The organism is Nitrospirota bacterium, from assembly GCA_040752355.1.
Lineage (GTDB): Bacteria > Nitrospirota > Thermodesulfovibrionia > Thermodesulfovibrionales > Dissulfurispiraceae > JBFMCP01.
In genome coordinates, this window is the sequence record JBFMHE010000005.1 from 170,113 (window position 1) to 183,128 (window position 13,016).

Below are 13,016 nucleotides of genomic sequence, written 5' to 3' on the forward strand. Positions count from 1 at the left end.
TTCCATGGCAAGACGGAAAGCAGCATGCACAACGAAGATCGAGGCAAAGAAGACCGCCATCGTTCTGATCGAGCCGCAGTACGACTTTCTCAAACCCGGCGGCTCGATGTACCAGTTCATCGCGGAGCAGCTGAAGGAGCGCAAGGTCATCGGCAACCTGGTGGCGCTCGTGAGCAAGGCGCGGAAGAAGATAAAGAAGATCGTCTACGTGCCGTTCGAGGCCTTCGAGCCGGGCTTCCCCGAGATAGACCGGAAAGGGCCCGGCATGTGCGGGCTGCGCGGCCTCGAGATCGATATGCCGACGGGATGGAAGATCAACGGCAAGCCGGTGAGCGGCGCCTGGGTCGCCGGAACGCCCGGCCCCGAGATCATTCCCGAGCTGACCCCGCAGAAGGGCGACCTGATCATCCGCGGCAAGAAGACCCTCGACGCCTTCTGGTCCACCTCGCTGGACTACACCCTGCGCACGAACATGATCGAGTATGTCGCGATCGTGGGCTTCCATACCAACTGGTGCGTGGAGTCGACGGCGCGCTCGGCGTACGACAAGGGCTATCGCGTCATCGTCATCGGCGACTGCACCGGCACCGACACGCGGACGGAACAGGAGTATGCCGAGAAATTCATCTTCCCGAAGATAGGGCTCGTGATGAACCACCAGGAGTTCCTGAAGAGCCTGGTGTAGGCACGGCCATGAGCGAGAATCGGACGATACGAACGAGAGGGCCCCTGCTCGATCTCGCCGTCATCGCGGCGGGGTTCGTGCTCGTCCTGCCGGTGCTGGGGTTGAACCGGGCTACGGACTTCATGATCTTCTGCATCTATGTCCTGGGGTTCGACCTCCTGTACGGGTATATGGGAAGGCTCTCGTTCGGTCACATGCTCTACCTGGGCACCGGCGCCTACGCCGTCACGCTCTTTGCCGAGCACGTCTCCCAGAACCCCTTCCTCGCCCTTGCCGCCGGCATCGCCGCCGGCGCGCTCATAGGGGCGATCCTGGGGCCTGTCATTGTCCGGGCGACCGGCGCCTGTTTCGCGCTGATCAACCTCGCCTTCAACCAGATCGGGTACTTCTTCGTCCTCGTCGCCTTCTCGAAGTATACCGGCGGCGAGGACGGGATGTCCGCGTACTTCTCGAAGGTCGGTCCGATCGATTTCGGGAAGAAGACCGTCCTCTTCGGTTTCGTGCTCTTCTGCCTGCTGCTGACGTACTACCTGCTCAAGAAGTTTACCTCCTCTCCCTACGGCGTCCTGGTCAGGTCGATCAAGGAGAACGAGACGCGGGTGAAATTCCTGGGCTACGACACGTTCAGGTACAAATGGATCACCTTCATCCTCTCCACCTCTATCGCGGCCTTTGCCGGGGCGCTCTCGATGCTCAACTACGGGTATGCGACGCCCAGCTTTATCGACCCCACGCGGAACGTGGAGGTTATCTTCGCCGCCCTCATCGGCGGACCCGGCAGCCTCTCCGGGGCCGTCATCGGCGGCGCCATCTATATGGTGATCAGCAACTACCTGGCTTCCTACATACCCCGCTGGGAGCTCTTTCTCGGCCTGGCGCTCCTCATCGTCGTGTTCAGGTTCCGCACCGGGGTCTGGGGCTTTATCAACGACCGTATGAAGCGGCGTCCGGCGACGTACGGATGAGGTGAACCATGATCAGTACCATAGCATACGGACTCACCATAGGAGCGATCCTGTACATCATCAGCATCGGCCTCTCGCTGACCTTCGGGACCATGAGGATCGTGAATTTCGCCCACGGCCTGATCTATACCGTCGGCGCCTATCTCCTCATGACCCTGCTCCCCGTAGCGCGGGAGAATTTCCTGATCGCGGCGGTGATGACCATTGCCGCCGTCGTGCCGCTGAGCTATCTCATCGAGCGGTTCGTCATCCGGAAGCTCTACGGGGTCTCGATCGATTACGCGATCATCGCGACGTATGCGGTGCTGCTGATAGGCGTGGATCTCATCAAGTGGATCTGGGGAGCGAGCCCGGTTCCCCTCACCGATCCTCTCGGCTCCTATGTCACGGTCTTCTCGGTGACCCTCCCGCTCTACCGCCTGCTCATCATAGCCCTCTCCCTGGCGCTGTACGCCGCCTTGTGGCTCTTCTTCAAAAAGACGATGGTGGGCAAGATCGTTGTCGCGGCCCTCGAGGATAAGGATGCGGTGCGGAGCCTCGGCATCAGCGTGGACCGTTATTTTTCCTACGTTTTCGTTCTGGGGAGCTGCCTCGCGGCGCTCGGCGGGCTGCTCTATGCACCCATAACGTCCGTGCATCCCTACATGGGATTCATGATACTCCTCATAAGCTTTGCCGTGGTCATCGTCGGAGGGCTCGGCAATCTCAGGGGCACGTTCATCGCCGCCTTTGCCCTGGGAATGGTCATGGCGATTACCGGGAGGTTCTGGGGACCGGCTGCCGAGACCATGGTCTTTGCGGTGATGGCGGTGGTGCTCATCATAAAACCGATAGAAGTATAACGATAGTGTTCAGGCGAAGCAGCTCCCTTCCTTCATCTGCCGGGGCATCTGCCGGGGTGCGGGGGCCTTCCTTTCCCGGTGCCCGGAAACGGTCCTGCCGGACATAAGGTAAATAAATAGATACATAAAATTATGCGAAACTCTTGCTTTTTTCAGGATGCTATGTTTTATTAGTTATGATTAGTAATTTCGTTGGACAGAGGGTAGGATGAAAAAGATTGCTGAAGCAGATAGGAAGGAAATGCCGCTGTATCCTATCGGAATTGTCGCTGAATTGATAGGGATTACCGAGCAGACACTGCGGCTCTACGAGAAACACGGGCTTATCAGGCCGGCCCGGCGCAACAAGAACAGGTACTACTCCGATAACGATATCAAGTGGCTGACCTGCATACGGGATATCATTCACAACAAGAAGATCAGCATCGAAGGGATCAAGAAGCTCCTCGGGTACGCGCCGTGCTGGGAGATCACCGACTGCCCGCCCGAAAGGAAAGAGAAGTGCACTGCCCAGATCGACAAGTCCAGGCCCTGCTGGGAGCTGAACAAGATGAGGTGCAGCCAGGAGAGGCAGTGCGAGGACTGTGTCGTTTATATCGCCGGACAGATGAGGAAGAAGTAGTAGTATGCAGAGGACCGGCTAATCGACGTCTGACGGAGACGCCAGCGTCCGTTCGACCCGGCCTGTTCCCGAGCCGTACTCCCGCGGCTCTGTCCCCTGCCTGAAATATTCGAAGACCTCGGAGGCGCCCGTAGGAGACAGCAGCCCTGTCGCCGGATCGATGGGGACGCGGATGACACCTTCGGGAATGGCGAACGGCATCAGCGGCTCGGCGGCGAGGGTGCTCTTCATGAAATTGGCCCATATCGGCGCAGCCGCCTTTCCGCCGACGATCCCCGAACCGAGGGAGCGGCGCATATCGTCGAAACCGATCCAGACACACCCCACCAGCTGGGGAGTGTATCCTACGAACCACGCGTCCTTGTAATCATTGCTCGTCCCGGTCTTCCCTGCAGCAGGCCTGCCGATCGCCGCCCGCATGCCCGTGCCGTAACTGATGACATCCTCCATCATGGAGGTCATGAGGAAGGCGGTCTGGGGCGATACGGTCTCGATGCCCTCGGGGTCGCTGCTCTCGAGGACGTTGCCCTGGGCATCGGTAATGTATTTTATGGTGATAGGATTCATCCTGACCCCGCCGTTGGCGAACGTGGCATAGACAGTAGCGAGCTCGAGGGGCGTAACACTAGTCGAGCCGAGGGCGATCGTGAGCTCCCGGGGCAGCTCGGCCTGGATGCCGATCTCCCGGGCGAACGACCGGACCGCATCGATGCCTATGGCTTCGATGAGCTTGACCGTGACGATATTCCGCGAGAAGGCGAGCGCCTCCCGGAGCCGCGTCGGGCCGTAGTACTGGCGGTCGTAATTCTCGGGTCTCCACTCACCCACCGCGCCCCCGGGATAGGAGACCGGCGCATCGTTGACCACCGTCGCCGGGGTGAAGCTATGCTCCAGGGCGGCAGCGTAGATAATGGGCTTGAAGGACGACCCCGGCTGCCGCTTTGCGTAGAGGGCGCGGTTGTATTCGCTCTTGGTGAAGCTGTATCCACCGACAATGGCCCGCACATAACCGGTCTCCGGCTCGATGGCGGCGACGGCGCCTTCGACCTCGGGCTCCTGTTCGAGGCTGAAGGTGACCTGCCTTCCGGCAATGTTCTTGAACCTGACCCAGACGATGTCGCCGCGCCGGAGGATATTCGTGAGCTTGAAATCCTTATGGGTTACCCTCTTGCCGCTCTTGTCGATGACCGAGCTCGCCCAGAGCGCATCGCCGACCATCAGCGTGCCGGTGATGCCCCGCGCCTTGATGGCCGCTTCCTTGGCGCCCACCGAAATAACGACACCGGCTGCGATATCTCCCAGTGCGATCGGGAAGGAGGCCCTCGGCGCGTTCATCTCCTCCTTGATCTCCTCCCTGTGGCCTATCGGCCCGCGCCAGCCGCGCATCTTGTCGATCTGCCGCAGTCCCTCCTGGAGCGCCCGCTGGGCGTTCGCCTGGGCGCTCTTGTCGAGGGTGGTATAGACCCGCAGCTTGCCCTTGTAAACGGTCTCTACCCCGTACTTCTGTTCGAGCTGCTGCCTGATATATTCGAGGAAGTAGTTATAGGTCTCGGTGTTCGCCCGTGCTGTCGAGAGCGCGAGGGCCGCTGTCTTTGCCGCGGTCCTCTCCGAGGGCTTGATGAATCCCTCCTCTTCCATCCGCGCCAGAACGATCTCCTGCCGCCCTTTCGCCCGCACGAGATCGTTGTAGGGGGAATAGGTGGTGGGCGCCTTGATGAGCCCGGCGAGCATGGCGGCCTCGGGGAGCGAGATCTGTCCCACGGATTTGCCGAAGTAGGTGCGCGACGCCATCTCGACGCCGTAGGCGCCGTGGCCGAAGTAGACACGGTTCAGGTAGAGCTCGAGGATCTCTTTTTTCGAGAGCTCCTTTTCGAGCTTCATGGCGAGCCGGGCCTCTTTCAGCTTCCGCTGGATCGTTTTTTCAGGGGTGAGAAAGAGGATCTTCGCGAGCTGCTGGGTGATGGTGCTGCCGCCCTCCTTGAGACTGGCGGCCATGATGTCCTTTACCAGCGCGCGGGCTATGCCGATGTAGTCGATCCCTTTGTGGCGCCAGAAGCGGGAGTCCTCGACAGCGACCACGGCGTTTTTCAGATGCGCCGGAACTTTATCGTAGGGCACGAAGATGCCCTTCTCGATCTTGAACTCGCCGATGAGCGTATCGTCGTCGGCATAGACCTTGGTCCCGTCGGTAGGGCGCTGCTTCTTCAGCTCCGCTATCGAGGGGACTCCCTGGGCAACGGCGAAAAAACCGCCTGCTAGAAAACCGGTGAGCACGACGAGAAGAATGAGAACGACCTTGAACCGCATCTCTAAATTATAAAGAGGAGCAGCCGAAATTTACAACTCGAAGCGCGCCCGGAAAATTAAATGTTCTTAATGCGCATCCTTAAGGAGTGTCTAACGGAATGAGGAGGGGGAGTCGAACGAGGCATAGTACATTCGCTCAACTGCCACCCCAAAGATCTTCGATCTTCGGGGACCCCGCTTCTCGGTCGATGCGACCTCCGAGGCGGGGCAGCTCGGAATCGAGTCGTACCGACCCGCTTCACCATCCCTGGATTACGCCAGGGCTGCCCATGCCGCTCATGTACTATGCCTCGCCCGACTCCAAGCTCGTTCATTTTGTTAGAGACTTTTAATGCTCTGCACAGTGTTGATGTTAAGGCAACGATCGGCGTACTATAAAAGAGAATGGTGTTTCGCTGACAGGATGATCGTTGCTCGTGTAGGTAAAAGGATGTTTGATACCCGAAGGAGGATGACCGTGAGGTTCGATGTCTACCGGTATAAAAGTCCCTGGGGAGCTCTGTATTGCGTGTTCGACGGGCCTTTTCTCGCAGAGCTCGCCATAAAGGAGAGGCCGCTCTCTCTCGAGACGTCCCCGCTCTCGTCGATACCGCCGCTGACAGGCCCCTTTGCTGTGGAGCTGGACAGGTATTTCGAGGGGACGCTCGAACGGTTCTCCCAGAGAGTGAAGCTCGTGATGGGCACGCCGTTCGAGCAGAGGGTCTGGCGCGCGCTCGGCCGTATCCCCTACGGCGAGACGCGGTCGTACAAGTGGATCGCGGAGCAGGCCGGCAGCCCGGCGGGGTTCAGGGCGGCAGGACAGGCGCTCGGGAAGAACCCGCTCCCGATCATCGTCCCCTGCCACCGCGTGGTCGCTGCCGACGGCTCCGTCGGAGGCTTTTCGTGCGGCATAGAAGTAAAGCAGTGGCTGCTCGAGCATGAAAAGACGAGTAAGAAGCAAGAATTCTGACTTCTTGCTTATCGTATATACGCTTCGGTGACGTAGCGGCGCATCATGCGGTGGGAGTTGAAGTAGTAGGCGTTCTTTCCGATGGCGTTCTGCATGATCCGTATCCAGAGCCGCTTCTCGTCGTAGAACGCCGGGATGATCACCTGCTCCAGCTTGTGGTAGAGGTCGTCGGCATCGCGGGCAGGGTCTGCCGGCACTTCCGGCGAGGGGCCGATCGCCCAGCCCGTGTATCCCTCGATATGCCCCTCGATCCACCATCCGTCGAGGATGCTGAAGTTCGGGACGCCGTTATGGGTCGCCTTCATCCCGCTCGTGCCCGATGCCTCGAGGGGCCGCAAAGGGGTGTTCAGCCAGACATCGACACCCGAGATGATCTTCAGCGCGAGGTCCATATTGTAATTCTCCAGGAACGCGATCTTCACCTTGTCTTTCAGCCGCTCCTTGATCTCGAAGATCCGTTGAATCAGCTTTTTCCCTGACTCGTCCCGCGGATGGGCCTTTCCCGCATACACGATCTGCAACCTGCCCTCCCCGATGCGCGCCAGCCGGTCCACGTCGCTGAAGAGGAGGTCGGCGCGCTTATACGCAGTCGCCCTGCGGGCAAAGCCGATGGTGAAGGTGTCGTAGTTCATGCCGGCCTGCGTCTGGCGGTTGACGTAATCGACGAGCTGGCGCTTCGCCTCCATATGCGCTGCCCAGAGCTCGTCGTCGGGGATGCGGCCTACGCGGACGAATATCTCGGGCTCGTTCGCCCAGCCGGGAAGATACTTGTCGTAGAGCCGCTTGAAGCTGTCGCAGGTCCAGGTGAAGGAGTGGACGCCGTTGGTAATGGCGTTGATCGCGTACCCCGGGAACATGCTCTGCGACACCTCGCCGTGCTTTTTGGCGACGCCGTTGATATAGTTGCTGAGGTTCAGGGCCAGCAGGGTCATGTTGAGATGCTCCTTGCCCCCGAACTCCCTGAGCGCATCGCGGGGAATGACCTCGCCCACGATACGCTGGACCATGTCGTACGGGAACTTATCGTGGCCTGCGGCGACGGGCGTATGGGTCGTGAAGACACAGAGGCTCCGCACCTTTTCGAGGTCCCACACGAGGCGCTCGTCCCATACCTCCTCGATATCCCTCTTGTGGCGCTTCAGCAGCTCGAGGGTGAGGAGGCTCGAATGGCCTTCGTTCATGTGGTACTTTCTGATCTCGAACCCGAGTTCGTCGAGCATCCGCGACCCGCCCAAACCGAGGACGATCTCCTGCTTCAGACGGTATTCAGCGTCTCCGCCGTAGAGGTAATGGGTAATGCCCCGGTCCTGGGGCGCGTTCTCCGGCAGGTCCGTATCGAGATAGATGATCGGTATCTTGCCGCCGGCCGCGCTCTCGACAAGATACATCCAGGAGCTGACCACGACCTCCCGTCCCTCCACGAAGACGCTCACCCGCTCCTTGAGCGGGGACATGAAGCGGGAGGGATCGAGCTCGTCGGGCAGCTCCGTCTGCCTGCCGTAGATGTCGAGCTCCTGCTTGAAGTAGCCTTTCCGGGTCAGGATGGATACGGCGACCATCGGGAGCTTCAGGTCTGCAGCGGATTTGATCGTGTCTCCGGCGAGGACGCCGAGGCCGCCGCTGTAGGTCGGCATATCGCTCCTCAATCCTATCTCCATCGAGAAGTAGGCTATCTTCGGTTCTCTAGTAAACGCATCGATCGATGCATAATTCATTACGCTTCCTCCTCACGCCAGAGTTGAAAAGACTGTCTCGGTATCGGGCTTCTTCGTTACTACAGGGGCAGCCGCTCCGCCCTTTTCAGCAGCTCGTCGAGCGCAGCGCGGCCGTCGTCGCCGATATCGATCGAATAATCGTTGACATAGAGCGCAACGTGTTTCATGATTACCTCGCCGGAAAGCTCCTGCGCATGGTGTCTGAGGTAAGGCATCACCTCATCCCGGTGATCGAGGGAATACCGTATGCTTTCCCGGATGAGGTCTTCGATCGTGCCGATGACCTCCGCGCCGAGGCTCTTCGCGGCAACGATGCCGCCGAGGGGGATCGGCAACCCCGTCTCTTTCTCCCACCACTCGCCGAGGTCGATGACCTTCGCCAGCCCGTGCTCCTTGTAGGTGAACCGGCTCTCGTGGATGATCAGCCCCGCATCCGCCCTGCCTTCCCGCACGGCGCCCACGATCTCGTGGAACGGCATGCTGAGGGTATTCACCCGGCGGAGGTTGAAGCTTTCGGAGAAGTAGAGCTTTAGCAGGAGGAAGGCGGTCGTATACCTCCCGGGGATCGCGACGGTCAGCTGATCGAGCGGCTTCTCGAAGAAGAACTTCCGGGCGTCCCGGGCGACGACAAGCGGTCCGCATCCCCTTCCCAGCGCTCCCCCGGAGCTGAGGAACCTGAACTCGTGCCGCAAATAGTAATAGGCGTGGCAGGATACCTTGGTCGCCTCTATGTCTCCCTTCATGGCACGCTGGTTCAAGGTCTCTACATCGTCGATAACGAGCTCGAAGTCAAGGCCGCGGCAGTCGATCTTCTTGTTTGCAAGGGCATAGAAGATAAAGGTATCATTCGGACAGGGCGAAAAACCCAGCCGTATCGTTGCGGTCATATTGGAAATTCTAGCATTAAATCATCGGTATTTGCCAGGGGAGCGCGCCGGAGCCGAAGCGGCGGCCTCCTCCCTCCCTGAAGCCGCAGCCGGTCTGCGGGTGTACAATTGTAAGGAGAGGGGCACGGAAAGAAGAGAGCGGGCCTTGAGGGGGCGATTCCCCCCCGGTTCTCCCAAAGAACTGAGTTTTCTTGAAAAATGGGCGGTAGTTATGCTATTGTCTTTAGTTAAAACACACGTCCGGCTGATGATCTCCGGATGGTCCCGGGGAAGGATAAGACTTGTCCTTCCCGGGTTACGGAGACGGGGGCGGAGGAAAAAACCAAAGGAGGAAGCACATGAGCGTAGTAACGATGAAAGAGCTGCTCGAGGCCGGTGTCCATTTCGGGCATCAGGTGAAGCGCTGGAACCCGAAGATGAAGAAGTATATCTTCGGCGAGAGGAACGGTATTCACATCGTCGACCTCCAGAAGACCCTGAAAGGGCTTGTGGAGGCCTATAATTTCGTCAAGGATACCGCTGCCGCGGGAGCGCCCATTCTGTTCGTGGGAACCAAGAAGCAGGCCCAGGACTCGATTGCCGACGAGGCGAGGAGGGCCGGGGCGTTCTATGTGAACAACCGCTGGCTCGGCGGCATGCTCACCAATTTCAGCACCGTCAAGAAGAGCATCGAACGGCTGAAGAAGATCGAGCAGATGAAAGAGGACGGGACCTTCGGCATGCTGAAGAAGAAGGAGGTCTCGATGCTCGAAAAGGAACGGGCGAATCTCGAGAAGAACCTGATCGGCATCAAAGAGCTGAACACCCTCCCGGGCGCGATCTTCATCGTCGACCCCCGGAAGGAGCACATCGCGGTAGCCGAGGCGAGGAGACTCTCGATCCCTATCGTCGCCGTGGTCGATACCAATTGCGACCCCGATGAAGTGGACTACGTGATCCCCGGCAACGACGACGCCATCCGCGCCATCAAGCTCATCTCGTCCAAGATGGCGAATGCGATCGTCGAGGGCAGGGGCGCGCTCGAAAAGACGATGGAGCAGGCTGCCGAGAAGGCCCGGATAGAGGAGAAGGCTGCACAGGCCGAGGTCAAAGAGGAGGTTGCAGGATGACAGTAACAGCGGAAATGGTCAAGGAGCTGCGCGAGAAGACCGGCGCCGGTCTGATGGACTGCAAGCGCGTCCTTGCCGAGAGCAAGGGAGATATGGAAAAGGCGGTCGACCTGCTGAGGCAGAAGGGCCTCGCAACCGCGGCAAAGAAGTCGGGCAGGGCCGCTTCGCAGGGGCTCATCGGCTCGTATATCCACATGGATAAGCTCGGTGTCATGGTCGAGGTCAATTGCGAAACCGACTTTGTGGCCCGGACCGACGACTTCCGGGAGCTGGTGCGCGATGTCGCCATGCATATTGCCGCCGCAAACCCCACGTATGTCTCGAGGGAGCAGGTCCCCCAGGACGTGCTCGAGCGCGAGAAGGAGATATACCGCGCCCAGGTTACCAATAAGCCGCCCCAGGTGGTCGAGAAGATCATCGAGGGCAAGCTCGAGAAGTTCTACAGCGATACCTGCCTCCTGGAGCAGGTCTTCATAAAAGACCCCGAAGGCAAGAAGAAGATAAAGGACCTCATCACCGAAAAGATCGCGAAGATCGGCGAGAATATCGTCGTGAGGCGGTTCGCCCGGTTCCAGCTGGGCGAAGGCCTCGAAAAGAGCGGAAGCTGTGAGATCTAAGAGAGAGAAAGCGGCTCAGGAGCCCCCGAAGCGCCCGTCCCGGCAGGCGCTCCGGGGCGCCTATAAACGCATCCTGCTGAAGGTGAGCGGCGAGGCGCTCATGGGCGACAAGGGGTACGGCATCGATCCCTCCACCGTGCAGTTCATGGCCGCGGAGATAAAGAAGGTCGCCGATATGGGGGTGCAGACCGCCATCGTGATCGGCGGCGGCAATATCTTTCGCGGGGTCGAGGCATCGGTGAAGGGCATGGAGCGGGCTTCCGCCGATTACATGGGCATGCTCGCGACCGTGATCAACGCCCTCGCCCTCCAGAACGCACTGGAGCGGCTCGGTCTCCAGACGCGCGTCCAGTCCGCCATAGAGATGCGGGAGCTTGCGGAGCCCTACATCAGGCGCAGGGCGGTCCGCCATCTCGAAAAAGGCAGGGTCGTCATCTTTGCCGCCGGAACGGGAAACCCCTATTTTACCACCGACACCGCGGCCGCGCTCCGGGCGATCGAGGTCGGGGCCGACGTCATCCTCAAAGGGACCAAGGTCGACGGCGTCTATACCGCAGACCCGGTGAAGGACCCGGGCGCAAAGAAATACGACACCATATCCTATATCGACGTGCTCAAGAACAATCTCAGGGTGATGGATTCCACGGCGATAACGCTCTGCATGGAGAACAATCTCCCCATCATTGTATTTAGCATTAAAAAGCCCGATAATATAAAAAGTCTTGTCAAAGGGAAGAGGATAGGCACGCTGGTAAGTAAGGCAAGTGAAAAGTAGGAAGCTATTACTTGGCATGCAAGGCGAGGGTGGACCATGCAGGAGCTGAAGAAGAAGACGAACGATAAGATGAACGGAGCCGTTGAGTCGCTCAAGAAGGATATTGTCTCCATACGGACCGGGCGGGCGTCGCTGGGGCTGCTCGACGGCATATCGGTGGACTACTACGGTACCGTAACCCCGCTGAGCCAGGTGGCGACGCTCGGGCTGCCCGACGCCCGGCAGATCACGATCCAGCCCTGGGAGCAGCGGCTGATCCCCGAGATCGAAAAAGCGATCCTGAAATCCGATCTCGGTCTGACGCCGGGCAACGACGGGAAAGTCATACGGCTCACGATCCCCCCGCTCACCGAGGAGCGGAGAAAACAGCTGGTCAAAGTGGTCAAGAAGCGGGGCGAAGAGGCGAAGATCGCGGTGCGTAATATCAGGAGAGACATCATCGACGAGCTCAAGAAGTCGGAGAAGGAAAAGCACATCAGCGAGGACGACGTGAAGCGCGTGCAGGAGGAGATACAGAAGATCACCGACTCGTTCATAGCGAAGATCGACGACGTTCTTCATCATAAGGAAAAAGAGATCATGGAGGTCTAGAATGGCAACGAACAGCAATTTCATGCTCAAGGTGACCGACGCAAAGCTGCCCGATATCCAGAAAGCGCTGGAGCAGGCGGGAATCAAGGTCAGAAGTATTGCGGAGGTCTTCAAGGAAGAGGCCGCTCCCGAAAAGGCGCAGGGGTAACATCGCTCGCCGCGAGCGGTAACAAAGAGAGAACGTGATTTCCCCGGGCTGTGTTCGGGCCTGTCCGGGAAGGAGGAGCTATGCCGCAGAAACCAAAAGGAAAGACACCGACGAAAGCGAAGACAAAGGCGACGGGCAAGCCGGCGGCAAAGTCGAGCGCAAAACCGAAAGCGGCTGCAAAAGCCCCTGTAAAGGCAGCTGCAAAAACAAAAGTAAAAGTAAAAGAGAAGCCGGCAAAGGCTGTCGATACAGCAGCGAAGAAGGTCGCCCCTCCCGCCGAGGATGAGAATACGAGAAAAGCGCGTCTCAGGAAGGTGCTGATCCAGAAGCGCGAGGAGATCATCAAAGAGGCGAAGGACGAGATCAAGAAATTCAAATCCGGCGAGCGGCGGCAGCTCGTCGAGACGGTGATGGATGACGGCGATATGTCCGTCGTCGACCTCTCCGAGGATATCAGCCTGAGGCAGCTCAGCTCCCACCGTGAAACGCTGATCAAGATAGACGCCGCGCTCAGGAAGCTCGAGGAAGGGACCTACGGCATCTGCGAAGAGTGCGGCGACGAGATCAGCGAAGAGCGGCTGAAGATCATGCCCTTCGCCATCTACTGCCGGGACGACCAGGAGCGGCGGGAGATGATCGAGCGGCTTGAGCGGGAGGAGTCGTAACCGGCAGGCGCGGCATCCCCGGCATCGATACTTCACAAAACCCGGAACGCCCGCGGGCGCTCCGGGTTTTTTTACGGCCGGGCTTTGTTATGGATAGAGTACCCGCTCCAGGAAGAGGCCCCTCGCCGGAGCGGCGGGT

General features: G+C 59.3%; 14 protein-coding genes. 11 read left to right on the top strand and 3 right to left on the bottom strand.

Going from position 1 to position 13,016, the window contains the following annotated elements; all coding sequences use genetic code 11:
• Nucleotides 1–4: 4 nt before the first annotated feature.
• From AB1805_05585 to AB1805_05600, 4 genes are all read left to right on the top strand, one after another.
• Nucleotides 5–685 carry a cysteine hydrolase gene (locus AB1805_05585; protein MEW5744897.1) on the top strand — a complete coding sequence of 227 codons (681 nt, stop codon included), beginning with the start codon at nt 5–7 and terminating at the stop codon, nt 683–685.
• 8 nt (nt 686–693) lie between these two features.
• Complete coding sequence (locus AB1805_05590; protein MEW5744898.1) at nt 694–1,650, top strand: branched-chain amino acid ABC transporter permease; 957 nt, start codon at nt 694–696, stop codon at nt 1,648–1,650.
• An 8-nt stretch (nt 1,651–1,658) separates the two neighbouring features.
• Nucleotides 1,659–2,492: a branched-chain amino acid ABC transporter permease gene (locus tag AB1805_05595; protein ID MEW5744899.1), complete on the top strand. Its 834-nt coding sequence runs from the start codon at nt 1,659–1,661 to the stop codon at nt 2,490–2,492.
• A 208-nt stretch (nt 2,493–2,700) separates the two neighbouring features.
• Nucleotides 2,701–3,114 (top strand): MerR family transcriptional regulator, encoded by a 414-nt coding sequence (locus AB1805_05600; GenBank protein MEW5744900.1) that lies wholly within the window; start codon nt 2,701–2,703, stop codon nt 3,112–3,114.
• Between the two features lie 18 nt (nt 3,115–3,132).
• Here the strand turns inward: AB1805_05600 and AB1805_05605 are convergent, their stop codons facing one another.
• The gene (locus AB1805_05605) at nt 3,133–5,421 is read right to left on the bottom strand and encodes a PBP1A family penicillin-binding protein (protein ID MEW5744901.1); all 2,289 of its coding nucleotides are present in this window, start codon (nt 5,419–5,421) and stop codon (nt 3,133–3,135) included.
• A 457-nt stretch (nt 5,422–5,878) separates the two neighbouring features.
• On the opposite strand from AB1805_05605, the gene AB1805_05610 reads away from it, so the two are divergent.
• On the top strand, nt 5,879–6,370 hold the full coding sequence (locus tag AB1805_05610) for a methylated-DNA--[protein]-cysteine S-methyltransferase (protein MEW5744902.1): 492 nt from the start codon (nt 5,879–5,881) through the stop codon (nt 6,368–6,370).
• A gap of 8 nt (nt 6,371–6,378) precedes the next feature.
• On the opposite strand, the gene glgP is transcribed toward AB1805_05610, so the two are convergent.
• Complete coding sequence (gene glgP / locus AB1805_05615) at nt 6,379–8,085, bottom strand: alpha-glucan family phosphorylase (GenBank protein ID MEW5744903.1); 1,707 nt, start codon at nt 8,083–8,085, stop codon at nt 6,379–6,381.
• Between the two features lie 59 nt (nt 8,086–8,144).
• Complete coding sequence (locus AB1805_05620) at nt 8,145–8,972, bottom strand: 1,4-dihydroxy-6-naphthoate synthase (protein MEW5744904.1); 828 nt, start codon at nt 8,970–8,972, stop codon at nt 8,145–8,147.
• Nucleotides 8,973–9,310: 338 nt separating this feature from the next.
• On the opposite strand from AB1805_05620, the gene rpsB reads away from it, so the two are divergent.
• The 6 genes from rpsB to AB1805_05650 all read left to right on the top strand — a co-directional run bounded on the left by rpsB (nt 9,311) and on the right by AB1805_05650 (nt 12,877).
• Nucleotides 9,311–10,081, top strand: coding sequence for a 30S ribosomal protein S2 (rpsB, locus tag AB1805_05625; GenBank protein ID MEW5744905.1), 771 nt, complete (start codon nt 9,311–9,313; stop codon nt 10,079–10,081).
• Nucleotides 10,078–10,698, top strand: coding sequence for a translation elongation factor Ts (gene tsf, locus AB1805_05630; GenBank protein MEW5744906.1), 621 nt, complete (start codon nt 10,078–10,080; stop codon nt 10,696–10,698). Before rpsB ends, tsf begins: the two co-directional genes overlap by 4 nt.
• Before the next feature lie 70 nt (nt 10,699–10,768).
• Nucleotides 10,769–11,473, top strand: a complete 705-nt coding sequence (pyrH, locus tag AB1805_05635) for a UMP kinase (GenBank protein MEW5744907.1) — start codon at nt 10,769–10,771, stop codon at nt 11,471–11,473.
• Between the two features lie 36 nt (nt 11,474–11,509).
• On the top strand, nt 11,510–12,064 hold the full coding sequence (gene frr, locus AB1805_05640) for a ribosome recycling factor (protein MEW5744908.1): 555 nt from the start codon (nt 11,510–11,512) through the stop codon (nt 12,062–12,064).
• A gap of 1 nt (nt 12,065) precedes the next feature.
• On the top strand, nt 12,066–12,212 hold the full coding sequence (locus tag AB1805_05645) for a hypothetical protein (GenBank protein ID MEW5744909.1): 147 nt from the start codon (nt 12,066–12,068) through the stop codon (nt 12,210–12,212).
• A gap of 80 nt (nt 12,213–12,292) precedes the next feature.
• Complete coding sequence (locus AB1805_05650; protein MEW5744910.1) at nt 12,293–12,877, top strand: TraR/DksA C4-type zinc finger protein; 585 nt, start codon at nt 12,293–12,295, stop codon at nt 12,875–12,877.
• The last annotated feature ends 139 nt before the right edge of the window (nt 12,878–13,016 follow it).

Coding starts and splice junctions, on each gene's coding strand:
- AB1805_05620 (MEW5744904.1), bottom strand. CDS start 8,972: ATGACCGCAACGATACGGCTGGGTTTTTCGCCCTGTCCGAATGATACC.
- tsf (MEW5744906.1), top strand. CDS start 10,078: ATGACAGTAACAGCGGAAATGGTCAAGGAGCTGCGCGAGAAGACCGGC.
- frr (MEW5744908.1), top strand. CDS start 11,510: ATGCAGGAGCTGAAGAAGAAGACGAACGATAAGATGAACGGAGCCGTT.
- AB1805_05585 (MEW5744897.1), top strand. CDS start 5: ATGGCAAGACGGAAAGCAGCATGCACAACGAAGATCGAGGCAAAGAAG.
- AB1805_05595 (MEW5744899.1), top strand. CDS start 1,659: ATGATCAGTACCATAGCATACGGACTCACCATAGGAGCGATCCTGTAC.
- AB1805_05645 (MEW5744909.1), top strand. CDS start 12,066: ATGGCAACGAACAGCAATTTCATGCTCAAGGTGACCGACGCAAAGCTG.
- AB1805_05600 (MEW5744900.1), top strand. CDS start 2,701: ATGAAAAAGATTGCTGAAGCAGATAGGAAGGAAATGCCGCTGTATCCT.
- glgP (MEW5744903.1), bottom strand. CDS start 8,085: ATGAATTATGCATCGATCGATGCGTTTACTAGAGAACCGAAGATAGCC.
- AB1805_05605 (MEW5744901.1), bottom strand. CDS start 5,421: ATGCGGTTCAAGGTCGTTCTCATTCTTCTCGTCGTGCTCACCGGTTTT.
- AB1805_05650 (MEW5744910.1), top strand. CDS start 12,293: ATGCCGCAGAAACCAAAAGGAAAGACACCGACGAAAGCGAAGACAAAG.
- rpsB (MEW5744905.1), top strand. CDS start 9,311: ATGAGCGTAGTAACGATGAAAGAGCTGCTCGAGGCCGGTGTCCATTTC.
- AB1805_05590 (MEW5744898.1), top strand. CDS start 694: ATGAGCGAGAATCGGACGATACGAACGAGAGGGCCCCTGCTCGATCTC.